Source organism: Agrobacterium sp. M50-1 (assembly GCF_049843495.1).
Taxonomy (GTDB): domain Bacteria; phylum Pseudomonadota; class Alphaproteobacteria; order Rhizobiales; family Rhizobiaceae; genus Agrobacterium; species Agrobacterium radiobacter.
Genome location: NZ_JBBHZH010000002.1, coordinates 151,409 through 171,720 on the forward strand (window position 1 = coordinate 151,409; position 20,312 = coordinate 171,720).

Consider the following 20,312-nt stretch of genomic DNA (forward strand, 5'->3'; position numbering starts at 1 on the left):
AAGAGCAGGCGTCTGGCTGATCTCCCCCCTTGAGGGGGAGATGCCCGGCAGGGCAGAGGGGGGTGAGCCACACCCGCCGTCGATCATTGTAGCTAGGTGAAGAGCTGCCCCGACGATGCGCGGCTTATCACCGAATACGCTTCGCTGCCGGTTCCGGTACCAGTTCGCCGTTAAGGCGGCGATCGAGGTAGTCCTCGCATTCGCCCATCAGCTCATCCACCTTGCCGTTGAAGAAGTGGTTGGCGCCCGGAAGGGTGCGGTGGGTGATGAGGATGCCCTTCTGGGTCTTCAGCTTTTCCACCAGACCATTCACGTCCTTCTCAGGCGCGACCTTGTCGGAATCGCCGTTGATGATGAGGCCGGAAGACGGGCAGGGGGCGAGGAAGGAGAAATCGTAGGTGTTGGGCTGCGGCGCAATCGACATGAAGCCTTCGATTTCCGGACGGCGCATCAGAAGCTGCATGCCGATCCAGGCGCCGAAGGAATAACCGGCAACCCAGCAGCTTTTCGAATCGGGATGCAGGCTCTGCACCCAGTCGAGAGCGGAAGCGGCGTCTGAAAGCTCGCCAGCGCCGTGGTCGAACTCGCCCTGGCTGCGGCCGATGGAGCGGAAATTGAACCGGAGCGTCGTGAAACCGCGCTTCTGGAAAAGATAGAAGAGCTGATAGACGATCTGGTTGTTCATCGTGCCGCCGAACTGCGGGTGCGGATGAAGGATGATCGCTATCGGCGCGCTCTTTTCCTTGGAGGGTTGATAACGGCCTTCGAGGCGACCCGCAGGGCCGTTAAAGATGACTTCGGGCATTGGTACTCCGGTCGTGTTTTTTCATTCTCCAACCGCATTCTTCCGATGAGAAGACTTGACGAACTGTGTCATCTTTTCTAGAACGCAGTTTAGAATAATTCGAAACTTTGCGTGTGCTTAAGCACTCGGGTCGTGTCATAAGGCAAGCGCAACTGTAATTTCAAGAAAAATGCGTTTTGGCGCATTGAAGATTGGGCGAAGCCTCTCGTTATGACGGTTTTGACGCGCACATATATGGATTGGAACGCCACGGCGCCGCTTTTGCCCGCCGTGCGGGATGTTCTCGTCTCTGCGCTCGACCTTGCCGGCAATCCGTCTTCCGTCCACCGGGAAGGGCGTGCGGCGCGCGCTGCCGTTGAGACCGCCCGCCGCGAGGTTGCGGCACTTGCCGGGGCTTCGGCGTCTCACGTCACCTTCACCAGCGGTGCGACTGAAGCCGCCAATCTGGTGCTTTCGCCGGATTTCAGGATGGGGCGCGCTCCCGTGCGCTATGGCCGTCTTTATGTGTCCGCTATCGAACATCCTGCCTTTCGCGAAGGCGGCCGCTTCGCCAAGGCTGACGTTACGGAAATTCCCGTTACGTCAGCGGGCGTCATCGATCTTGCCGCACTTGAGGCGCTGTTGTCGTCACACGATGCGTCCGCCGGCCTACCGATGGTTGCCTGCATGCTGGTCAATAACGAGACGGGCATTGTTCAGCCGGTAGCGCAAGCCGCACGGCTTGCGCATGCTGCGGGTGGGTTGATGGTCGTCGACGCCGTGCAGGCGGCAGGTCGTATCTCGCTCGACATCAATGCTCTCGATGCCGATTTTCTGGTCATCTCGTCCCACAAGCTCGGTGGCCCCAAGGGTGCTGGGGCGCTGGTTTCGCGCGGCGAGGTGATGATGCCGAGGCCGCTGATCCATGGCGGCGGGCAGGAGAAGGGGCATCGTTCGGGCACGGAAAACACCCTGTCGGTCATCGGTTTTGGCGCCGCTGCCGTTGTGGCTGCCCGGAATCTCGAGATTGAAGCGGCGCGTCTTGCCGCTCTGCGGGCGCGGCTGGAAGACGGCATGCGGGTGAGTGCGCCTGACGTGATCATCCACGGCGAGGACGTTGCCCGCGTTGGCAATACCACGTTTTTCACCCTGCCGGGCCTGAAGGCGGAAACGGGGCAGATCGCTTTCGATATTGAAGGCATTGCGCTCTCTGCCGGTTCGGCCTGCTCATCCGGCAAGGTGGGGGAAAGCCATGTGCTGACGGCTATGGGGCGTGATCCCAAGCTTGGCGCACTCAGGATTTCCCTTGGCCACGCCACGACCGAGGCGGATATCGAGCGCACGCTCGCGGCGTTCATGAAAATTGCCGGGCGGCGCAAGCTGGCCGGTCAGGCCGCGTAAAATGCGGCAAAGAATTGCGGAATAGCAATTTTCCGCTTGCCGGGATGTGTGAAAAGCGCCATCCCGCACTTACATGGGTATAAGCTCCGCCCCGCTCAACGGCGCGGTGATATTGCCCGAAGATGGATAAGGCGGCTTTCCGCCTTGATACGTTGACAAGCCACCGGACCTTTGCTCCGGCGAGATTGGAGAACGACATGGCAGCGGTTCAGGAAACGATCGATCAGGTCCGCCAGATCGATGTGGACCAGTATAAATACGGCTTCGAAACCAATATCGAAGTCGACAAGGCCCCCAAGGGCCTTTCGGAAGAGGTGATCCGCTTCATCTCGGCCAAGAAGCAGGAGCCGGAATGGATGCTGGAATGGCGTCTTGAGGCTTACAAGCGCTGGCTGACGATGGAAGAGCCGACCTGGGCGCGCGTCAGCTATCCCAAGATCGACTTCAACGATCTCTATTATTATGCCGCACCCAAAAGCACGCCCGGCCCGAAGTCGCTTGAGGATGTCGATCCCGAGCTGCTGAAGGTTTACGAGAAGCTCGGCATTCCGCTGAAGGAACAGGAAATCCTGGCCGGCGTGGAAAACCGCCGCGTGGCCGTGGATGCCGTGTTCGACAGCGTCTCCGTCGTCACCACCTTCAAGGCGGAACTGGCGAAAGCCGGCGTCATCTTCATGTCGATTTCGGAAGCCGTTCGCGAGCATCCGGAGCTGGTGAAGAAATATCTCGGCTCGGTCGTGCCGACGACGGACAATTTCTATGCGACGCTGAATTCGGCGGTCTTCACCGACGGTTCCTTCGTGTTCGTGCCGAAGGGCGTGCGTTGCCCGATGGAGCTTTCCACCTATTTCCGCATCAACGAGAAGAACACCGGCCAGTTCGAGCGCACGCTGATCATCGCCGAAGAGGGTGCTTACGTCTCCTATCTGGAAGGCTGCACGGCACCTCAGCGCGACGAGAACCAGCTTCACGCCGCCGTTGTCGAACTGGTGGCGCTTGATGATGCCGAAATCAAATATTCCACCGTCCAGAACTGGTATCCGGGCGACAAGGAAGGCAAGGGCGGTATCTATAACTTCGTGACCAAGCGCGGTGACTGCCGTGGCGACCGTTCGAAGATTTCGTGGACGCAGGTGGAAACCGGCTCGGCCATCACCTGGAAATACCCGTCCTGCATCCTGCGCGGCGATGACAGCCGTGGCGAGTTCTATTCGATCGCGGTTTCCAACGGCCATCAGCAGATCGACAGCGGCACCAAGATGATCCATCTCGGCAAGAACACGTCGAGCCGCATCATCGCCAAGGGCATCGCCGCCGGCTTTTCGGAAAACGTCTATCGCGGTCAGGTCTCGGCCCACCGCAAGGCGACCAACACGCGCAACTTCACGCAGTGCGACAGCTTGCTGATCGGCGACAAGTGCGGCGCGCATACCGTGCCCTATATCGAGGCGAAGAACTCGTCTGCTCATTTCGAGCACGAGGCGACGACGTCGAAGATTTCCGAAGACCAGCTGTTCTATTGCCTGCAACGCGGCATTCCCGAGGAGTCGGCGATCGCATTGATCGTCAACGGCTTCGTGAAGGACGTTATCCAGCAGCTGCCGATGGAATTTGCGGTTGAAGCGCAGAAGCTGATCGGCATTTCGCTGGAAGGGTCTGTGGGATAGTTTTCCTCGTCATCCTCGGGCTTGTCCCGAGGATCTGCTGCGGTAGCTGTTAGAATGAGTGGCTTCGTCTACATGATGTCTGACAAACCGCGCGGGGTAATTTACACCGGTGTCACTAGCGATTTATTGGGACGGGGATGGGAGCATCGAAACGCTGAACGGAAGGGTTACACAGAAAAATACCAGGCGAAAAATCTTGTCTGGTTTGAAACCCACCCAAACATCGTTTTGGCGATCCAGCGGGAGAAATCGTTGAAGCGCTATCTTCGTGAATGGAAAATCAAGTTGATCGAAAAGCTGAACCCAACGTGGCTCGATCTTTTTGAGCGCATTGATGAGATTGAAAATGCTTATGTGCCGCACCCGAATACGCTGGCGTCGGATGACTATAATTGACGTGATTAGATCCTCGGGACAAGCCCGAGGATGACGGATGTGAAAGTTGAGACGGCCCCTCAGGGGTCTCCGAGGCGGTCCTTGAAACCGCACCATGAACAGGAACAAAACCATGCTTGAAATCATCGACCTGCACGCAAAGATCGCCGATACCGAAACCGAGATCATCAAGGGCCTCAACCTGAAGGTTGCCGCTGGTGAAGTCGCCGCCATCATGGGCCCGAACGGTTCCGGCAAGTCGACGCTGTCCTACATCCTGTCGGGCCGCGAAGACTATGAAGTCACCTCCGGTGACATCCTCTATAACGGCGAAAGCATTCTGGAACTGGATGCCGCCGAGCGCGCCGCCAAGGGCATCTTCCTTGCCTTCCAGTATCCGGTCGAAATTCCGGGCGTCGCCACCATGCAGTTCCTGAAGGTCGCTATGAACGAGCAGCGCAAGGCGCGCGGCGAGTCCGAACTGACGACGCCGGACTTCATCCGTCGCGTCAAGGAAGCGGCCGGCGATCTGAAGATCGACATGGAGATGCTGAAGCGTCCGCTGAACGTCGGTTTCTCCGGCGGTGAAAAGAAGCGCGCCGAAATCCTGCAGATGGCGCTCCTGGAGCCGAAGCTCTGCGTTCTCGACGAAACCGATAGCGGTCTCGACATCGACGCGCTGAAGATCGTGGCTGACGGCGTCAACGCGCTGAAGTCGCCGGATCGCGCCACCGTCGTCATTACCCACTATCAGCGCCTGCTCGATTACATCGTGCCTGACAGCGTTCACGTTCTCTACAAGGGCAAGATCATCCGCTCGGGTGACAAGGCTCTGGCGCTGGAACTGGAAAACAATGGTTACGCCGACATCATCGGTGAAGCGGCCTAAGTCGGGCCAGGAGGTGATGTCCATGAACATTCAAGCTACCAACCGGCTGACGCCAGCGGAAACCGCGCTGGTCGATGCCTATACCGCAAAGTTCAGCGAACTGCCCGGCGACGGCGCCGTGGTTGCCGCGCGTGACGTTTTGTTCGACGATCTGAAGACCGGCGGTCTTCCGACCCGCCGCATCGAGGCGTGGCACTATACCGATCTCAAAAGCCTGTTGCGGACTGTTCCTGAAGAGCGGCCCGCGCCTGTTATCGAGAAGCAGGCGCCGACGGTTGCCGGTTCTCTGGTTGCCTATGTGCAGCATGGCACTGCCGACATCGGCAAGATCGATGACATCCGCGTGTCGCGCTTTGCCGAAAGCCTGCTCGACGGTTCCGCCGCCGCGGGTCTTGCGGAAGCCAGCAAGGACGACGTGATCGGCCGCATCAACGGCAGCTTCGTGCGTGACGGTCTGGTGCTCGACATCCCTGATGATGCCGAGATCGAAAAGCCGATCGAATTGCAGGCAGTCCATGGCGCAGGCCAGGTTCACAGCCGCTTCCCGGTCCGCTTCGGCAAGGGCTCCAAGGCAACCGTCATAGAGCGTCACCTTTCGGTGACTTCGGATGCGGCACTTGTTTCCTCCGTCAGCGACATCGTCGTTGAAGACGGTGCGGAAGTGACCTGGATCATCCTGCAGCAACAGGGTGCGGCCGATATCCATCTTGGCCAGCTGCGCATGAAAATCGGCGCGGATGCCAAGATTCGCCTGTTCATTGTCAATGCCGGCGGCAAGCTGGTGCGTCAGGAACTGCGCATCGATGTGGAAGGCGAGGGCACTGATCTCATCGTTCGCGGCGTTAACCTTCTTGGTGGCGAAACCCATACCGACGTGACGATGGTTCTCGGCCACAACGTGCCGAACACGACCTCCACGGAAGTCTTCCGCAACGTGGTGTTCGACCGTGCAAAGGGTATTTTCCAGGGCATGATCCGGGTTGCGCCCGATGCTCAGAAGACCGATGCGAAGATGGCGTGCAATACGCTGCTGATGTCCGACGATGGCGAGTTTTCGGCCAAGCCGGAACTGGAAATCTTCGCTGACGACGTTCAGTGCGGCCATGGCGCGACGGTTGCTGATATCAGCGACAATCATCTCTATTATCTGATGGCGCGCGGCGTGCCGCGGGCGAAGGCGCGGGCGATGCTCGTCAACGCCTTCGTTGCCGAGATCGTCGAGGAACTGGAAGAAGAAAATCTGGTAGAGGCGCTGGAGACGATCATCTCCGGCTGGCTGGAACATCATGCCTGAGAGCGAACGCGCCGCATTGGCGGCCCCTTATGACATTGAAGCCGTGCGCAAGGATTTCCCGATCCTGTCGCGCGAGGTCTATGGCAAGCCGCTGGTCTATCTCGACAACGGCGCGTCCGCTCAAAAACCGCAGGTGGTGATCGACGCCGTTTCGCATGCTTATGCGAACGAATATGCCAATGTGCATCGCGGCCTGCATTTCCTCTCCAATGCCGCAACCGATGCCTATGAGGCGGCGCGCGAAAAGGTGCGCCGTTTCCTGAACGCCGGTTCGGTGGACGAAATCGTCTTTACCAAATCCTCAACGGAAGCGATCAACACGGTCGCTTACGGTTACGGCATGCCGAAGATCGGCGAAGGCGACGAGATCGTCATTTCGATCATGGAGCATCACTCCAACATCGTGCCGTGGCATTTCATCCGCGAACGGCAGGGTGCGAAGCTCGTCTGGGTGCCTGTCGATGATGACGGCGCGTTCCACATCGAGGCTTTCGAAAAAAGCCTGACGGAACGCACCAAGCTTGTCGCCATCACCCATATGTCGAATGCGCTCGGCACCATCGTGCCAGTCAAGGAAATATGCCGTATTGCCCATGAGCGCGGCATTCCGGTGTTGGTCGATGGTTCGCAGGGCGCGGTTCACATGCCGGTCGATGTGCGCGATATCGATTGCGACTGGTATGTGATGACCGGCCACAAGCTTTACGGTCCTTCGGGCATCGGCGTGCTCTACGGCAAGGCGGATCGCCTGCGCGAGATGCGGCCCTTCCAGGGCGGCGGCGAGATGATCCTCGACGTTTCCGAAGACAACGTGACCTATAACGAGCCGCCGCACCGTTTCGAAGCCGGCACGCCGCCCATCGTGCAGGCCATCGGCCTTGGTTACGCGCTGGATTACATGGACAATCTCGGCCGCGCCGCGATTGCCGCGCATGAGGCCGATCTTGCCGCTTACGCTGCCGAGCGTCTGCGCGAGATCAATTCGCTGCGCATCATCGGCAATGCCCCGGACAAGGGCGGCATCTTCTCCTTCGAGCTCGAAGGCATCCATGCCCATGACGTGTCGATGGTGATCGACCGGCGCGGCGTTGCGGTACGTGCGGGCACCCATTGCGCCATGCCGCTCTTGAAACGGTTCGGCGTCACCTCCACATGCCGGGCATCGTTCGGCCTTTACAATACCCGTGCCGAAGTAGACTCTCTTGTTGAAGCGCTGGAATATGCGCGCAAATTTTTCGCCTGATATCGGAATAAGAGATCAGGATTGAGGTTTAAGACCATGACTGCCGAAGCCACTGCAAAGACCCAGGATGCGACCGAAGCCCAGGAAAAGGTGTCCACCATTCCGCCGGATGAGCTGGCGCGCCTCAGCGACGACGTGATTGCGGCGCTGAAAACCGTCTACGACCCGGAAATTCCGGCCGATATCTTCGAACTCGGTCTCGTCTACAAGATCGATATCGAGGATGACCGGATGGTCAAGATCGTCATGACGCTGACGGCACCCGGTTGCCCGGTGGCGGGCGAAATGCCGGGCTGGGTGGAAAATGCCGTGGGCGCCGTCGAGGGTGTTTCCGGTGTCACCGTCGAAATGACTTTCGATCCGCCGTGGACGCCGGACCGTATGTCGGAAGAAGCACAGGTCGCCGTCGGCTGGTATTGACGTGATTTTGACAGGTGTCATCCCTTGATGACACTCTCTGGCGCTATTAGATTGAAATCCGTGAACATCGAGCCTTGAACTCGATTGTCGAAGGAGAATGAGCCCATGGGCTTTGCGATCATGACCATGACCGGGGCTGCCGCCTCGCGCGTTAAAGCAATCGTCGAAAATTCCGGTCCGGACGCCAAGGGCGTGCGCGTCGGCATCAAGAAGGGCGGCTGCGCAGGCATGGAATATACCATCGACCTCGTGACCGAAGCGGATGCGAAGGACGATCTGGTCGAATTCGATGGCGCCAGGGTCTGGGTTCAGCCCTCCGCCGTGCTCTATCTGCTCGGCACCCAGATGGATTTCGAAGTGACCAAGATGCGTTCCGGTTTCACCTTCAACAATCCGAACCAGACCTCCGCCTGCGGTTGCGGCGAATCGGTTGAGCTGAAGCCTGCCGATCTGGCGGCGCTGGCCAAGCAGCGTGAGGCAGAGGCCAGCGTTTGATCGCTTACGCTATCTCTGCGATGGGGAGGCAGACCTTTCTTATGCTCGTAGCGCTCCGACAAACGCGACGTCATCCTCGGGCTTGACCCGAGGATCCATCCCCGTCAAATCGCTTAAGACGTTTGTAGATCCTCGGGTCAAGCCCGAGGATGACGGATGAGAGGTTTCAGATTCTTTTTCCGCAAACTGCGCCCCGTGTAAAATCAGCTTTCGAAGGATCATGACTGCTGTTTCAGCGTATCGATAAAATCCGCCAGCGGATGAAGCGATGGCGTTGTCGTCAGTAGCGGTTCGAGAGCCGCTGCGATTATCCCGCAATCTTCTCCGGAAAGTGGCCGAAGGCTCGAAGTTACCTTGTTATAGTCGGGCGTGCCGCGTGACGCGAGGGAACGATTGATCACAAACACTTCCGTCTGCCCGTCAATCCGTTCCACGAAGAGAGCGAGCGAACCGCCGTCCGCGGCAGCGGCGCTGTCCGATACCGATTTGAACATCCAGACTCCATCCGGTAAACTGAGGGTGAGCCTATCCGATTGACGCCCTGAAGCAAGATCAGCGAGGGTATCGGATATTCTGCGAGGTTTGGCGGGAGAGGAGGAACCGCCTGCCGTCCACGCTGGAAGGCGTTTCGGACCGCCGGCGGGATTGATTGTGGGGAGTGAAGCAGCATGGACATCAGTAGCGCCTCGATTGATATGTGGACGATAGGTCTGATCGTCGCCAGCGTCGTGGCTGGCCTGACGCTGATTGCCGGTATTGTTTGCCTTGCGTTTTACTGGGAGGAGGCAAAGGAATCTGCGGCATCCAAGGGGGACGCGTTGAATAGTCCCCCGCTCGAACGGACCGAGGGTGGAGACTGGCCGACAGTGCATGGTGACGGGAGTGGGGGAGCGCATCATTGAACAGGCAAACGATTTAATGAGGCCGGAACCCGATAATATCGCAAATGCGAAAGCCGCGGTGAGAGAGGCATTCGCGGGTGTCACCCTGGGTGGCGGCGTCGGCCTCGCCGAGGCGCAGGCGCTTGACGACGACGCGAGCAATGAGGTTCGCGCCGCATGTCGTGCTGGCGATGAGAAGAGTGACTGGGCCGCGATCCCGCTGAGGGACCTCAACAGACATTCAGGCAGTCCCGCCTTCCTTGATGCTGAAGGAATGCGATTTCATCTGCCCGCCTATATGGTCGCCGATCTCGATGGCGACTACAGGCACGAATTCGTACCCTATTTGTGCGGATGCCAGGAGACGTTTTCCTTACTGACCCCTTTGCAACGGAATGCCGTGGAAATGTATCTCCGCGCCATCAGTGAGAAGGAGAACCTGCCGTCCTATCAGAACGACATAGAGCGCGCGCTCGAAGAGTGGGTGGATAGTGCACGCTTCCTGGTGAGCGATTAAAAGCGGATCGGGTCAATCCCCGGGAAGAGGTTGTTACATAAAGCCGGTTGCGGTTTGAACGCCGGCTTTCACTCATGCCGCAACGCCTCAATCGGGCTCAGGCTTGCCGCCCGCCGTGCCGGGAAATAGCCGAAAATCACCCCGATGGCCGCCGAAAAGGCGAAGGCGAGGAAGATGATCGAGGGGCTGGTGACAAAGGGCACGGTGAGATAGCTGACGACGGCATAAGCAAGGCCGAGGCCGGTGAGGATGCCGACGAGGCCACCGAAGGCCGACAGCATGACGGCTTCCACCAGAAACTGCGTCAGCACCTGTTTTTCCAGCGCACCAATGGCGAGGCGAATACCGATCTCGCGGGTGCGTTCCGTCACTGACACCAGCATGATGTTCATGATGCCGATGCCGCCGACCAGCAGGCTGACGGCGGCCACCGCGCCGAGAAGCCCGGTCAGCAGCGTCGTCGTGCCGGTCATGGCCGAGGCGATCTGCGTCATGTCGTTGACGGTGAAATCATCCTCGCGGCCGATGCCGATGCGGCGGCGTTCGCGCAGCAGGTTCTGCAGGTCGCTCTGCACCTTGGCGGTAGAAACGCCGTCCTGCGCCGAAACCATGATCGAGGAGATGGTGGTGGTGCCGCCGATGCGACGCTGGTGGATCTTCAGCGGCATGATGATCGTATCGTCCTGGTCGTCACCGAGGCCTGACTGGCCTTTTCTGGCCAGTACACCGATGACGGGGCAGGAGATGTTGCTGACACGGATCGTCTGCCCCACGGGGTTTTCCGCACCAAACAGTTCCTGCCGCACCGTTTCGCCGATGATGCAGCCGATCTGGCCGCCGCGATCTTCGGCGGGCTGGAAGTCGCGGCCAAGCGCAATGGTCCAGTCCTGCGCTATCAGATAGTCGTTGGTGGTGCCGATGACACTTGTCTGGTGGTTCTTGCCGCCGAAAATGACTGTTGCGGCGGAACTGCGGTTCTGCGGGGCAACGGCGCGGATGCCTGATATCTGGTTGCGGATGGCCTCGACATCGCGGTCATCGAAGCGTTTGGCTTCGGTGCTCGCCCTTCCGGGGCCAAACTGGCCGGGGCGGACGAACAGCATGTTGGTGCCGAGCCGCGACAGTTCCGATTTCACCTGTTCCGTCGTGCCGTTGCCGATGGTGACCATGGCGATGACGGCGGCCACGCCGATGACGACACCAAGCACGGTGAGGAAGGAGCGCAGCAGGTTGCGGCTGATGGCGCGCAGCGCAAGACGCGACGTTTCAAAGAACATCCGATGTCTCCTTTTTGTCTGCGGCGCTATCGGAGGCGAGATGGCCGTCGACAAAGCGCAGGAGGCGTCCGGCGTGGGCGGCGATATCCTCTTCATGCGTGACCATGACCACCGTGATGCCCCTGTCACGATTGAGTGCGGTGATCAGTTCCATGATCTCGACACTGGTTCTCGTATCGAGATTGCCGGTCGGCTCATCGGCAAGAAGGAGAGCAGGGCGGGTGACGATGGCGCGGGCAATGGCCACACGCTGCTGCTGGCCGCCGGAAAGCTCCTGCGTGGTGTGGTCCTCGCGGCCCTTCAACCCCACCTGCGCCAGCGCCTCCATGGCGCGCTCGCGCCGCTCCGAGGCCTTCATGCCGCGATAGATCAGCGGCAGCTCGACATTTTCCACCGCTGAGGTGCGTGAGAGAAGATTGAAACCCTGAAACACAAACCCCAGCATGTGCCGGCGCAGCAGCGTCAGATGTTCATTGTCGAAACTGCTGGTGGGCACGCCCTGAAACAGATATTCGCCTGATGTCGGCACATCCAGACAGCCGATGATGTTCATCGAGGTGGATTTGCCCGATCCTGACGGGCCCATGATGGCGACGAACTCCTTCTCGCGAATGGAAAGGCTGACGCCATCGAGCGCGCGGATCGTCGCTTCGCCGCGGCCATATTGCTTGACGACATCGCGGAATTCGATGAGCGGCGGCTGTTGCATGCGCTTGTCCTCCGTCAGCCGGCGTTGCGGGCCGTTGCGTCGGTAATTACCTGGTCATCGGCCTTCAGCTCACCCGATTTTACCACGGTATGCTGGCCATCGGTGGAGCCGGTTTCGATGGAAACGGAGACCGGATTGTTGTTGCGCAGCACCCAGACCGTTCTTTTGCCTGTCGCAGCCTGGCCGGCGTCGCGGTTCTGCGAGCGGCCCATGCGGGGCGGGCGGAACAGGCTCATCAGCCCGCCGCCACGCGAGGCGGATTCACGCGGCGGCGTATAACGAAGCGCGGAATTCGGCACCAGCAGCGTGTCCTTGATTTCCTCGACAATGATATTGGCTGTTGCCGTCATGCCGGGGCGCAGCAGCAGTTCCTCATTGTCGACAGTCAATATGCCCTTGTAAGTCACCACGTTGGACACGGTCTCGGACGCGAAGCGCACGGTCTCGATCTCGGCCGGGAAACTGTGGTCGGGATAGGCATCGACGTTGAAAGTGGCCTTCTGCCCGGTTTCAACCTTGCCGACATCGGCCTCATCCACAGACACCTGCAGTTCCATGTGGCGCAAATCACCGGCGATGGTGAAGAGAACAGGGGCGTTGAGCGAGGAGGCGACAGTGGCGCCGGGATCGACGCTGCGGGTAAGGATGACGCCATCAATGGGCGAGACGATCTTGGCCTTGCCGAGATTGACCTCGGCGAGCCGCAAATCCGCTTCCGCCGAAAGCACCGTCGCCTCGTTGACCTCCAGCGTGGCGGCGGCGGCATCATGGGTGAACTGCGCCGCATCCAGATCCTGCTGGCTGGACACCCGGTTCTGCACCAGCGATCTCAGGCGCTCCATCGAGGTTTTTGCCGAGCCGAGATCGGCGCGCGCCTTCAGCACATTGGCCTTGGCGGAGGCAAGCTTGGCGCGGGCGCTCTGCACATCGGCCTCCAGCTTGTTGGTATCCAGTTCCGCCAACACGTCTCCGGCCTTGACCGGCGTATTATAGGTGACGTTGACCTTGCGCACCGTGCCGGACAGTTCACTCGATATATCGACCTGGTCCGTCGGCTGAACCGAGCCCGTGGAGGTGACGATGACCGAGAGATCGCCCTGACGTGCGGCCTCCGTGGTGTAGCTATAGGCGACGCCAGCTGCGCGTGACTGGTAATAATAACCAAGGCCCCCGCCAATCAGCACAATGGCTGCTGCGGCATAGAGAAACCGACGCGACTTTTTCCTGCGGCCGTTTCTGTTCGTTCCCAGAATCTCGCGCAGATCGGGCTGGCTGTTTTTTGTATCGCTGCCACTCGTATTGGCGTCATTCATTCTTATCACCCGCAAATTTCAAAATACCACAGAGGGTTGTTTCCGCTCTCCGGTTTGTCCGTCCATCTGTCGCCGTTGTATTCCTCTGATTGTGGGAAGTGACATAGCTTGCCGTAAGGGTGAAGTGAAAACTTGGTAATATTTATGATAGTTCTGGTCTGCTAGAGATAAATCCGGAAATATCGATGCCATAAACGCCGCTGAGCTTTCAGCAGTGACATTCAGGACGATGATGAAATGAACGACAATGTGGTGAAGTTCCGCAAACCGGTGCCGCCGAAGAAGCCGCGCGAACCGTTGGGGCCGAAAGCCAGGAAGGCTTTGACGATTGCGGCTGTCATCGCGTTTTTTGTGGCCGCGTGGGGGTATTTCACGTTGATGGGGCAGGGGTAGGCACCCTCGCGTAGGTCCGCTCTGTATTTGGTGCTAAAAAGCCTCCCCCGCGCGAGCAGGAGAGGCTTCTGCATTACAGGCCGAGCCAGCCGAGGATCAAAGCCGTACTGACCTTCAGGTCAAGCTTCAACCGAAACGACCGTTCGGACTGACTGGCTTCGAGAAGCAAAGATGCATCCATAAGGAGCTCCTATATCTCTGGGCGAAGTCTTGGGTAACCGCGTATCGCCCGCCAGACTTTTTGAGGGTGTTTCCAGTTTGAACAGCCAAGTGGCCCCCTCATGCGCGGCTGTCTCTGGTTGTATTGAGAGATGGTTGTCGGCACCGATTCGCGCAAGAGGAAAATCAACAAAAAGTTGCACCACAAGAACGCCCGCAGAACTAATTCTGCAAACTGCGTCAGAAAACTGCAAACTGATGATTCAGGAAGTGCCGCTAAGTAATTGAAAAGATTGGCGACCCCTGCAGGACTCGAACCTGCGACCTACTGCTTAGAAGGCAGTTGCTCTATCCAGTTGAGCTAAGGGGCCATCATGCCGGGCAATCGATACTCCGGCAAAGACTTTGGTCTTGATGTTTCAGTGCGTCCAGGGCTGGGTGCGGTTGAAACGGAAATTGTCGGTGTAGGAAACCACCTTGCGGGTCGCTTCCTTCGGCTGGATGACGCGGTATTCGATGCCCTTGCGCTGGGCATAGGCTTCGGCCTGTTCCTGGGTCTCGAATGTCAGCTTGAGCTGCTGCTTCATGTCTGAACTGGAGGTGTAGCCCATGATCGGATCGATCTTGCGCGGAACCTCGGCGTCGAATTCCAGAACCCAGACATTGGTCTTCGCCTTGCCGGATTGCATGGCGGTTTTTGCAGGGCGGTAAATCTTCGCAGACATGTCGAAACTGCTCCGGTTGGACAGCGGGGCGCAACGCCCCCGAATTATTCATCACGTACCTGAATAGAATAACCAAATCGTGTCAGGAACGTTGAATTTGAAATGGACTGACTTCAGGTGAGAGTCAAGACGATTATCCCCTTGCAGCCCGATCGCACTGCGCCGTTGCGGCGTCATGTTTTGCCCGTCGGGGCCGCGGTTGAACAAAGATGAATTTCCCTGTTGCGGACTGCGAATGAACCGTGTATTCCCCAGCCATCGCCTCGGCGGAGTGTAGCGCAGTCTGGTAGCGCATCTGGTTTGGGACCAGAGGGTCGGGAGTTCGAATCTCTCCACTCCGACCATTTTAAAGCAAAACATCAGCTTTCCGGCGTAACCCTATCCCAAAGATGACAATTTATTCCGCTGACGGACCAGCCAGTTTGCTCTCGGCCGTGCCGATCGTCATGACATTGCCACGCCATGCCACTGCGCTGCCGATCCAGCTGCGGGCCCAGACGACGGGCATGATCATATCCCTGCTGATCATGGCCGGCAGCGTGTAGAGCGAAACCGGCCAGCGGTTGAGGGCGGCGAGCGCGAGTTCCGGCACGTACATGAGGGAAAGGACGGCAAAGGCGGTTGCGGCGAGGTTCGCGTCCATCATCGCAGCGGCGGCGAGCGCGAAGAGAAGCGGGGGAAGCGCGCCGGTCAGGATTTCCGGTGCGAAATATTGCGGGAAGGTCACGCGTCGCAGCCGCGCCCAGCGGGTCTGGCGCGACCAGATTTCGCCGGCATGGCGCTTGCCGAGCGGCTGCTCGAAGGGGGCGGAGACCAGGTGCACCTTGCGGCCGGCGCTTCGCACCAGCTTCGTCGAGGCGGCGTCTTCGGCGATTTCGGCGGCCAGCGCGCGAATGCCGCCATTGTCTTCCAGGAACGGCTTGTTCCACAACATCGACTTGCCCTGCGCGAAACCCATGCCGATCGCTTCCGCCGCATATTGCCAGCGGCCCTGCGAGCCGTTGAGGAAGGCGCATTCCACATGCGCCCAGAAACCCGCAGGCCGTGAACCGAGCGGCGGCGAGCAGACGAGCCCGCTATCGCTCTGCCAGGCCGACATCATGGTGGCTATATAGGATTTCGGCATCAACACGTTCGAATCGGCGAGAATCACCCATTCATGCCGGGCGGCGCGCCAGCCCTTGACGCAATTGTTCAGCTTCGGATTGGCGCTGATGCGATCGTCACCGATGAGCAATTGCGTGGAAACCGTGGGAAAGGCGGCTTCGGCCTTGCGGACTTCCTCGATCACGGGATCGAATTCATCAGCGACGCAGAATAACAGCTCGTAGTCGGGCCAGTTGAGCTCAAAGGCGCGCGACAACGTCAGCGGCGTGAAGTTTTCCACGCCGCGCAGCGGCACGACAAGCGAGACAGGCGGTTTTTTCCGGACAAGATCGTTTTCTGCATCCCGTCTTGTCAGTCGCCAGCCGGCCAGAACGATGCCGAGAAGATTGAAGGCGAGGAGCAGGATTGCGCAAAGGGCAAAAACGGTTTCCATGCTGGCCAGTTCCACTCCCAAGCTTTCGGCGGTCCACCCGCCAATCGATTCCATGGAATTCGTCTCTGCCGATTATAACGTTTGCGTGACAGTTACATGTCATGATCGGACAAGCGGGGAGATCGAGCGGCGCATGAGAGGCGCATGATAGGCGTCACGATGGCCCCCGCGCAAAAGAAAAGCCCTCCGCATAGAAGGGCCCAATCGTCATGATGCTCGATGAATTTTAGTGGACGTTCAGGATATGGGCATGACTGCTAGCGATGAGAAACGATTCCCGTGCTTTCTCGATGTCGCATCTGCCGGCGATGGCATCGAGGCAGTTCCTGCGCGCTTCCTCATATTCCGGCCCATGTTCCTCGGGCCAGCGGTACATCAGCATATCAAGCGCCACCAGCGGGCTGTAGATTTCCACGGCCGCCGAAAGCGGCAGATGGATCGCCACCGGTTTCATCCACGCGGCGTGGTGACACGGCTCCGTTCTGTGAATCAGCATGTCATTTTCCTCCCTGTTTCACCTGGCTTGAAAGCCTCTCACACTCCCATGCGCGAAATGCCCGCCTCACGAAATGGTTCCCGATCACCTAAAATGTGATCGGCCAGGGGGTTCCAATTTTCCAAGATGAATGGAAGATGAACAAATAGATGAACCGGAGATGAACAAAACCACCGCTACGGCGTTGGTATGTTCATAAGAAGGAGAACACATATGTTTAATTTGTCAGGCATTCAGGAAAGCTTCTTCGGAGACCGCATGGCCGGCGTATGCGAGGCTATCACCTCGGCTCTGGCCTTCGAATCAGGGCTCGAAAAGTCGCGCATTTCCGCAAGTGTCGAAAATGATGTGATTTATCTGGAAGGCACGGCCGATTCGGTCGAGGCTATTGATATCGCCATCAATCTTGCCGCTTCCATTTCCAATTGCCGGATTCTGAGCCATATCGAGCCGGTTTACTGAATATTGCGCCAGCCGGGCGAAACCTCGTCCGGCTCATTCACACGCAATAACGCGGCAATGTCATTTCCGGTTGCCGATTTGCGCGCTGCGAACCATATCGCCGGGCTTGATGCCAGAACGTTTCGCGGCACCGCCATTCAGTTCAAGCACAAATTTCACCGGTCCGCGGGAGCTGATGATCGCTTCCGAATGCGGAACGGCGTTTTCGTGAATATGGGTGATTCGGCCATCGCTGCCGATGAACAGCATATCGAGCGGGATGAGGGTGTTGCGCATCCACATGGCGACAGCCCGCGTCTCACCGAAATCGAACAACATGCCGTTTTCAGACGGCATGGATTTGCGGAACATCAGGCCCTGCGCGCGCTGGGCATCGTCAAGCGCCAGTTCGGCAACGAAGTCGTGCGTTTTCCCGGAAGCGGTTTCAATGGTGAGCGGCTCTGACGTGAAGGTCTGGCGTTCCTGAGCCTCGGCGGCGCCGGCGAGGGTGAAAAAAAGAAGCGCCATAACGGCGCTTTTCACCATATGGCGCAGGCCGGGCATCAATGCGACATCCCTATGGCAACCGGGTTGTCGGGATGGATTTCCGCCGCCATCAGGCCCTTGTCGCCATCGCCGTAGCGCACCAGCACCACCTGGCCGGGGCGAAGCTCCGTCAGGCCGAAACGGCGCAGCGTTTCCATATGGACGAAAATATCTTCCGTTCCTTCGCCGCGCGTCAGGAAGCCGAAACCCTTGGTGCGGTTGAACCACTTCACGATGGCGCGCTCAAGCCCGCTCGAAGGCGTCACCTGCACATGGGTGCGCACCGGCGGCAGCTGCGAGGGGTGAACGGCGGTCGACTGGTCCATGGAGAGAATGCGGAAAGCCTGGAAACCACGGTCGCGCCGCTGGATGAGGGCGACGATGCGCGTGCCTTCGAGAATTGTCTGGTAACCGTCGCGGCGCAGGCAGGAGACGTGCAGCAGCACATCCTGCGTGCCGTTGTCAGGCACGATGAAGCCGAAACCCTTGGCGACATCGAACCACTTCACGACGCCGGTGATCTCGGTCAGGTCCACGGCATCGCCCGAAAGGTCCTCGACATCGACTATCGTTTTCGATGACATCCTATCAGCCATATCCTGCCAACCCCTCGATTACGCGCCATACACCGGTCAACTGATTCCTGTGCGCCAGATTAACATCTTGGTAACGGTTTCACGCAAGCCCTAGTTTTTGATTTACGCAGCTGCTTTTATGTCGCCGTCCTTGTCCGGGGCTTGCCATCACGCGTTTATCGGCTTCGGACCCGTGTAATGGAGAGGAATAAAATGCGGTATCTGCACACGATGGTTCGCGTCAAAGACCTTGGCGAATCACTTAAATTCTATGTCGACCTCCTGGGTCTTACGGAAATACGCCGAATCGAGAACGAAAAAGGCCGCTTCACTCTGGTGTTTCTTGCGGCGCGCGACGACATTGCTGCGGCAAAGGAAAACAAGGCGCCGTGCCTGGAGCTCACCTATAACTGGGACACCGAGGATTATACCGGCGGCCGCAATTTCGGCCATCTGGCATACGAGGTCGACAATATCTACGATTTCTGCGCCCGGCTTCAGCAGAACGGCATCGTCATCAACCGGCCGCCGCGCGACGGACATATGGCCTTCGTGCGTTCGCCTGACGGTATTTCCTTCGAAATTCTGCAGAAGGGCGAAAGCCTCGCACCAGCCGAACCGTGGATATCTATGCAGAATACCGGTTCCTGGTAGGGATTTTCCGGTGAGTAGCGGCGTTTTCGGGTGCTCTTGCCTTGTCCCGAGGGGATGAGGCATAGTCCGCGAATCGAAACGGCCAGTCCCGTTTTGGGGAAGCACACGCGCCCGTTCCCGTGCTGCTGTTGGAAATGCAAGATACGGAGGCCAGCCATGAAAACTGTCGATAGCGCGAAAGGACGCCTTGTCCGTCCGCGTCTCGTCGTCGCGGTTTCGCTGCTTGGGCTTTCCGGATGTGTTTCGGCGGTGACCGACGACGAGATGGCCGCCGCTGCCAGGAAGCCGGAAATTGCCGCACAGCAGAAGCCGCAAACCGCAGCTTCTGCCGCTGCCGCCGGCGCGCAACCGGGACATTATGTTGATCCCGCCGTGGCATCGGCGGCCGGTGCGGCTGCGCCCGCCCAGCCGCAGGCGCCGGGCGGCCCGGCGCAGGCTTATGGCGCCGCCGCCGATATTGGCGGATTGACAACGCAGCCAACGGCGATTTCCGCCGGAACAACAAGCATTTATTCCACCGCAGCGTCCGCTGGTGCTGCGGGTGCACCCGGCGCGACGGGCGCTCCTTCTCACAAAATCATTCCTGCGGTCAGCAGCGTTTATTCGGCGCCCGTGCAGGCGGCGCAACCTCAGCCTCAGCCGGCATCAGCGCCGGTCCAGGTCCCGCCAGCCGGGTATGTGCCGGCGGAACAGCACAGCGAAAATCGTCAGCCGGTTCCTGTGCCCGCGCCGCAGTCCGCCTCGGAACAGCTTGCGGCTGTTGCGGCGCAGCCGGCCGCAGACGCTGCCAAGATGGCGGGCGAGGCGCAGGGAGGCGACGGTAAGGGCGTGACGCTTGCGGCATTTTTCGCCGGCGCGGCCAAGAAGCGCCTGCCCAAGATGATTGAAAGCGGCACGGCGGGCAATACGCAGGTCGCATCATTGCCCGGGGCCGCGGACGGGACGATGGGCATTGCGCTTTCCGGCCGCTCGGTCATGTCCGACGAGTTCGATGACGCCCACCTCGATGAAGAGGATGACCAGCCGACGGGCCTGATGAAGCTCGCCTCGCTCTCCGGCCTGAGCCGCGTCGCCCCGAATGGGCTTTTCCTGCAGACGGATCGCGTCGAAGTTGGCTGCTTCAAGCCGGAACTGGTGCGGATGATCAAGGATGTCGAGCGCCACTACAACAGCCCGGCGATCGTCACCTCGGGCTATCGTCCGCCAAAGGGCGTAAGGCAGGGCTCCAAGCACTATACCTGCGATGCCGCCGACATCCAGATCAAGGGCGTCTCCAAATGGGAGCTTGCGACCTATCTGCGTTCCCTGCCGGAGCGCGGCGGCGTGGGCACCTATTGCCACACCGAATCGGTCCATATGGACACGGGTGAGCCAAGAGACTGGAACTGGCGCTGCCGCCGTACCGCTGCGCGCAAATGATCTCTGGCCGGGCTTGCAGGAATATCAAAACCCGATGCTTTCCGAGCCTGAAATTTATGCCTGCAGACTGTTCCAAACGTTTTAGAGACGGTCCGGTCG

General features: G+C 59.2%; 24 protein-coding genes and 2 tRNA genes. 15 read left to right on the forward strand and 11 right to left on the reverse strand.

Going from position 1 to position 20,312, the window contains the following annotated elements:
• Positions 1 to 127: 127 nt before the first annotated feature.
• Positions 128 to 805 carry an alpha/beta hydrolase gene (locus tag WDZ78_RS04800; protein ID WP_020012833.1) on the reverse strand — a complete coding sequence of 226 codons (678 nt, stop codon included), beginning with the start codon at positions 803 to 805 and terminating at the stop codon, positions 128 to 130.
• A gap of 210 nt (positions 806 to 1,015) precedes the next feature.
• Between WDZ78_RS04800 and WDZ78_RS04805 the strand changes: the two genes are divergently transcribed.
• From WDZ78_RS04805 to sufA, 8 genes are all read left to right on the forward strand, one after another.
• A complete protein-coding gene (locus tag WDZ78_RS04805) occupies positions 1,016 to 2,185 on the forward strand; it encodes a cysteine desulfurase family protein (protein ID WP_425672455.1) in 1,170 nt (389 codons plus the stop codon).
• Between the two features lie 197 nt (positions 2,186 to 2,382).
• A complete protein-coding gene (gene sufB, locus WDZ78_RS04810) occupies positions 2,383 to 3,852 on the forward strand; it encodes a Fe-S cluster assembly protein SufB (protein ID WP_425672456.1) in 1,470 nt (489 codons plus the stop codon).
• 54 nt (positions 3,853 to 3,906) lie between these two features.
• Complete coding sequence (locus tag WDZ78_RS04815) at positions 3,907 to 4,248, forward strand: GIY-YIG nuclease family protein (RefSeq protein ID WP_425672457.1); 342 nt, start codon at positions 3,907 to 3,909, stop codon at positions 4,246 to 4,248.
• 112 nt (positions 4,249 to 4,360) lie between these two features.
• Positions 4,361 to 5,116 carry a Fe-S cluster assembly ATPase SufC gene (gene sufC, locus WDZ78_RS04820; protein ID WP_003522658.1) on the forward strand — a complete coding sequence of 252 codons (756 nt, stop codon included), beginning with the start codon at positions 4,361 to 4,363 and terminating at the stop codon, positions 5,114 to 5,116.
• 22 nt (positions 5,117 to 5,138) lie between these two features.
• Complete coding sequence (gene sufD / locus WDZ78_RS04825) at positions 5,139 to 6,410, forward strand: Fe-S cluster assembly protein SufD (RefSeq protein WP_425672458.1); 1,272 nt, start codon at positions 5,139 to 5,141, stop codon at positions 6,408 to 6,410.
• A complete protein-coding gene (locus WDZ78_RS04830) occupies positions 6,403 to 7,653 on the forward strand; it encodes a cysteine desulfurase (protein WP_425672459.1) in 1,251 nt (416 codons plus the stop codon). Before sufD ends, WDZ78_RS04830 begins: the two co-directional genes overlap by 8 nt.
• Positions 7,654 to 7,689: 36 nt before the next feature.
• Complete coding sequence (locus WDZ78_RS04835; protein WP_003507963.1) at positions 7,690 to 8,073, forward strand: SUF system Fe-S cluster assembly protein; 384 nt, start codon at positions 7,690 to 7,692, stop codon at positions 8,071 to 8,073.
• A 105-nt stretch (positions 8,074 to 8,178) separates the two neighbouring features.
• The gene (sufA, locus tag WDZ78_RS04840; protein WP_045017228.1) at positions 8,179 to 8,568 is read left to right on the forward strand and encodes a Fe-S cluster assembly scaffold SufA; all 390 of its coding nucleotides are present in this window, start codon (positions 8,179 to 8,181) and stop codon (positions 8,566 to 8,568) included.
• 218 nt (positions 8,569 to 8,786) lie between these two features.
• On the opposite strand, the gene WDZ78_RS04845 is transcribed toward sufA, so the two are convergent.
• Positions 8,787 to 9,062: a hypothetical protein gene (locus tag WDZ78_RS04845; RefSeq protein ID WP_425672460.1), complete on the reverse strand. Its 276-nt coding sequence runs from the start codon at positions 9,060 to 9,062 to the stop codon at positions 8,787 to 8,789.
• A gap of 174 nt (positions 9,063 to 9,236) precedes the next feature.
• Between WDZ78_RS04845 and WDZ78_RS04850 the strand changes: the two genes are divergently transcribed.
• Positions 9,237 to 9,470: a hypothetical protein gene (locus WDZ78_RS04850; protein WP_425672461.1), complete on the forward strand. Its 234-nt coding sequence runs from the start codon at positions 9,237 to 9,239 to the stop codon at positions 9,468 to 9,470.
• Positions 9,439 to 9,966, forward strand: a complete 528-nt coding sequence (locus tag WDZ78_RS04855; RefSeq protein WP_425672462.1) for a DUF6714 family protein — start codon at positions 9,439 to 9,441, stop codon at positions 9,964 to 9,966. Before WDZ78_RS04850 ends, WDZ78_RS04855 begins: the two co-directional genes overlap by 32 nt.
• A gap of 68 nt (positions 9,967 to 10,034) precedes the next feature.
• On the opposite strand, the gene WDZ78_RS04860 is transcribed toward WDZ78_RS04855, so the two are convergent.
• Genes WDZ78_RS04860 through WDZ78_RS04870 form a run of 3 tightly spaced genes read right to left on the reverse strand, consistent with a single transcriptional unit; the run spans position 10,035 to position 13,265 of the window.
• The gene (locus WDZ78_RS04860) at positions 10,035 to 11,243 is read right to left on the reverse strand and encodes an ABC transporter permease (RefSeq protein ID WP_065695031.1); all 1,209 of its coding nucleotides are present in this window, start codon (positions 11,241 to 11,243) and stop codon (positions 10,035 to 10,037) included.
• Entirely contained in the window at positions 11,233 to 11,952 is a 720-nt protein-coding gene (locus WDZ78_RS04865) for an ABC transporter ATP-binding protein (protein WP_425672463.1), read from the reverse strand. Before WDZ78_RS04865 ends, WDZ78_RS04860 begins: the two co-directional genes overlap by 11 nt.
• Before the next feature lie 14 nt (positions 11,953 to 11,966).
• Positions 11,967 to 13,265 carry an efflux RND transporter periplasmic adaptor subunit gene (locus tag WDZ78_RS04870; protein WP_425672464.1) on the reverse strand — a complete coding sequence of 433 codons (1,299 nt, stop codon included), beginning with the start codon at positions 13,263 to 13,265 and terminating at the stop codon, positions 11,967 to 11,969.
• Between the two features lie 237 nt (positions 13,266 to 13,502).
• Between WDZ78_RS04870 and WDZ78_RS04875 the strand changes: the two genes are divergently transcribed.
• Complete coding sequence (locus WDZ78_RS04875) at positions 13,503 to 13,658, forward strand: hypothetical protein (protein ID WP_129565849.1); 156 nt, start codon at positions 13,503 to 13,505, stop codon at positions 13,656 to 13,658.
• Positions 13,659 to 14,111: 453 nt separating this feature from the next.
• Here WDZ78_RS04875 and WDZ78_RS04880 read toward each other — a convergent pair.
• Positions 14,112 to 14,188, reverse strand: a tRNA-Arg gene (locus WDZ78_RS04880).
• A 48-nt stretch (positions 14,189 to 14,236) separates the two neighbouring features.
• Positions 14,237 to 14,542, reverse strand: a complete 306-nt coding sequence (locus WDZ78_RS04885) for an ETC complex I subunit (RefSeq protein WP_003507982.1) — start codon at positions 14,540 to 14,542, stop codon at positions 14,237 to 14,239.
• 267 nt (positions 14,543 to 14,809) lie between these two features.
• Between WDZ78_RS04885 and WDZ78_RS04890 the strand changes: the two genes are divergently transcribed.
• Positions 14,810 to 14,886, forward strand: a tRNA-Pro gene (locus WDZ78_RS04890).
• Between the two features lie 53 nt (positions 14,887 to 14,939).
• On the opposite strand, the gene WDZ78_RS04895 is transcribed toward WDZ78_RS04890, so the two are convergent.
• Positions 14,940 to 16,082: a ceramide glucosyltransferase gene (locus WDZ78_RS04895; RefSeq protein WP_425672693.1), complete on the reverse strand. Its 1,143-nt coding sequence runs from the start codon at positions 16,080 to 16,082 to the stop codon at positions 14,940 to 14,942.
• A gap of 226 nt (positions 16,083 to 16,308) precedes the next feature.
• Positions 16,309 to 16,578, reverse strand: coding sequence for a DUF982 domain-containing protein (locus tag WDZ78_RS04900; RefSeq protein WP_026364153.1), 270 nt, complete (start codon positions 16,576 to 16,578; stop codon positions 16,309 to 16,311).
• A gap of 213 nt (positions 16,579 to 16,791) precedes the next feature.
• Here WDZ78_RS04900 and WDZ78_RS04905 point away from each other — a divergent pair, with 213 nt between their 5' ends.
• Complete coding sequence (locus WDZ78_RS04905; RefSeq protein ID WP_003507987.1) at positions 16,792 to 17,040, forward strand: BON domain-containing protein; 249 nt, start codon at positions 16,792 to 16,794, stop codon at positions 17,038 to 17,040.
• 60 nt (positions 17,041 to 17,100) lie between these two features.
• Here WDZ78_RS04905 and WDZ78_RS04910 read toward each other — a convergent pair whose 3' ends face one another.
• Complete coding sequence (locus WDZ78_RS04910) at positions 17,101 to 17,583, reverse strand: DUF192 domain-containing protein (RefSeq protein WP_425672465.1); 483 nt, start codon at positions 17,581 to 17,583, stop codon at positions 17,101 to 17,103.
• A complete protein-coding gene (locus WDZ78_RS04915) occupies positions 17,583 to 18,161 on the reverse strand; it encodes a cold-shock protein (RefSeq protein ID WP_026364152.1) in 579 nt (192 codons plus the stop codon). The genes WDZ78_RS04910 and WDZ78_RS04915 overlap by 1 nt, the downstream gene beginning before the upstream one ends.
• A 192-nt stretch (positions 18,162 to 18,353) precedes the next feature.
• On the opposite strand from WDZ78_RS04915, the gene WDZ78_RS04920 reads away from it, so the two are divergent.
• Together WDZ78_RS04920 and WDZ78_RS04925 are read left to right on the forward strand one after the other, a co-directional pair.
• Entirely contained in the window at positions 18,354 to 18,794 is a 441-nt protein-coding gene (locus tag WDZ78_RS04920; protein ID WP_003507992.1) for a VOC family protein, read from the forward strand.
• 156 nt (positions 18,795 to 18,950) lie between these two features.
• Complete coding sequence (locus WDZ78_RS04925; protein ID WP_425672466.1) at positions 18,951 to 20,213, forward strand: YcbK family protein; 1,263 nt, start codon at positions 18,951 to 18,953, stop codon at positions 20,211 to 20,213.
• The last annotated feature ends 99 nt before the right edge of the window (positions 20,214 to 20,312 follow it).

Coding starts and splice junctions, on each gene's coding strand:
- WDZ78_RS04815 (WP_425672457.1), top strand. CDS start 3,907: ATGAGTGGCTTCGTCTACATGATGTCTGACAAACCGCGCGGGGTAATT.
- WDZ78_RS04925 (WP_425672466.1), top strand. CDS start 18,951: ATGAAAACTGTCGATAGCGCGAAAGGACGCCTTGTCCGTCCGCGTCTC.
- WDZ78_RS04900 (WP_026364153.1), bottom strand. CDS start 16,578: ATGCTGATTCACAGAACGGAGCCGTGTCACCACGCCGCGTGGATGAAA.
- WDZ78_RS04835 (WP_003507963.1), top strand. CDS start 7,690: ATGACTGCCGAAGCCACTGCAAAGACCCAGGATGCGACCGAAGCCCAG.
- WDZ78_RS04915 (WP_026364152.1), bottom strand. CDS start 18,161: ATGGCTGATAGGATGTCATCGAAAACGATAGTCGATGTCGAGGACCTT.
- WDZ78_RS04830 (WP_425672459.1), top strand. CDS start 6,403: ATGCCTGAGAGCGAACGCGCCGCATTGGCGGCCCCTTATGACATTGAA.
- WDZ78_RS04895 (WP_425672693.1), bottom strand. CDS start 16,082: ATGGAAACCGTTTTTGCCCTTTGCGCAATCCTGCTCCTCGCCTTCAAT.
- WDZ78_RS04805 (WP_425672455.1), top strand. CDS start 1,016: ATGACGGTTTTGACGCGCACATATATGGATTGGAACGCCACGGCGCCG.
- WDZ78_RS04870 (WP_425672464.1), bottom strand. CDS start 13,265: ATGAATGACGCCAATACGAGTGGCAGCGATACAAAAAACAGCCAGCCC.
- sufB (WP_425672456.1), top strand. CDS start 2,383: ATGGCAGCGGTTCAGGAAACGATCGATCAGGTCCGCCAGATCGATGTG.
- WDZ78_RS04850 (WP_425672461.1), top strand. CDS start 9,237: ATGGACATCAGTAGCGCCTCGATTGATATGTGGACGATAGGTCTGATC.
- WDZ78_RS04885 (WP_003507982.1), bottom strand. CDS start 14,542: ATGTCTGCGAAGATTTACCGCCCTGCAAAAACCGCCATGCAATCCGGC.
- sufC (WP_003522658.1), top strand. CDS start 4,361: ATGCTTGAAATCATCGACCTGCACGCAAAGATCGCCGATACCGAAACC.
- WDZ78_RS04920 (WP_003507992.1), top strand. CDS start 18,354: ATGCGGTATCTGCACACGATGGTTCGCGTCAAAGACCTTGGCGAATCA.
- WDZ78_RS04865 (WP_425672463.1), bottom strand. CDS start 11,952: ATGCAACAGCCGCCGCTCATCGAATTCCGCGATGTCGTCAAGCAATAT.
- WDZ78_RS04875 (WP_129565849.1), top strand. CDS start 13,503: ATGAACGACAATGTGGTGAAGTTCCGCAAACCGGTGCCGCCGAAGAAG.
- sufA (WP_045017228.1), top strand. CDS start 8,179: ATGGGCTTTGCGATCATGACCATGACCGGGGCTGCCGCCTCGCGCGTT.
- WDZ78_RS04905 (WP_003507987.1), top strand. CDS start 16,792: ATGTTTAATTTGTCAGGCATTCAGGAAAGCTTCTTCGGAGACCGCATG.
- WDZ78_RS04800 (WP_020012833.1), bottom strand. CDS start 805: ATGCCCGAAGTCATCTTTAACGGCCCTGCGGGTCGCCTCGAAGGCCGT.
- WDZ78_RS04845 (WP_425672460.1), bottom strand. CDS start 9,062: ATGTTCAAATCGGTATCGGACAGCGCCGCTGCCGCGGACGGCGGTTCG.
- WDZ78_RS04855 (WP_425672462.1), top strand. CDS start 9,439: ATGGTGACGGGAGTGGGGGAGCGCATCATTGAACAGGCAAACGATTTA.
- WDZ78_RS04910 (WP_425672465.1), bottom strand. CDS start 17,583: ATGCCCGGCCTGCGCCATATGGTGAAAAGCGCCGTTATGGCGCTTCTT.
- sufD (WP_425672458.1), top strand. CDS start 5,139: ATGAACATTCAAGCTACCAACCGGCTGACGCCAGCGGAAACCGCGCTG.
- WDZ78_RS04860 (WP_065695031.1), bottom strand. CDS start 11,243: ATGTTCTTTGAAACGTCGCGTCTTGCGCTGCGCGCCATCAGCCGCAAC.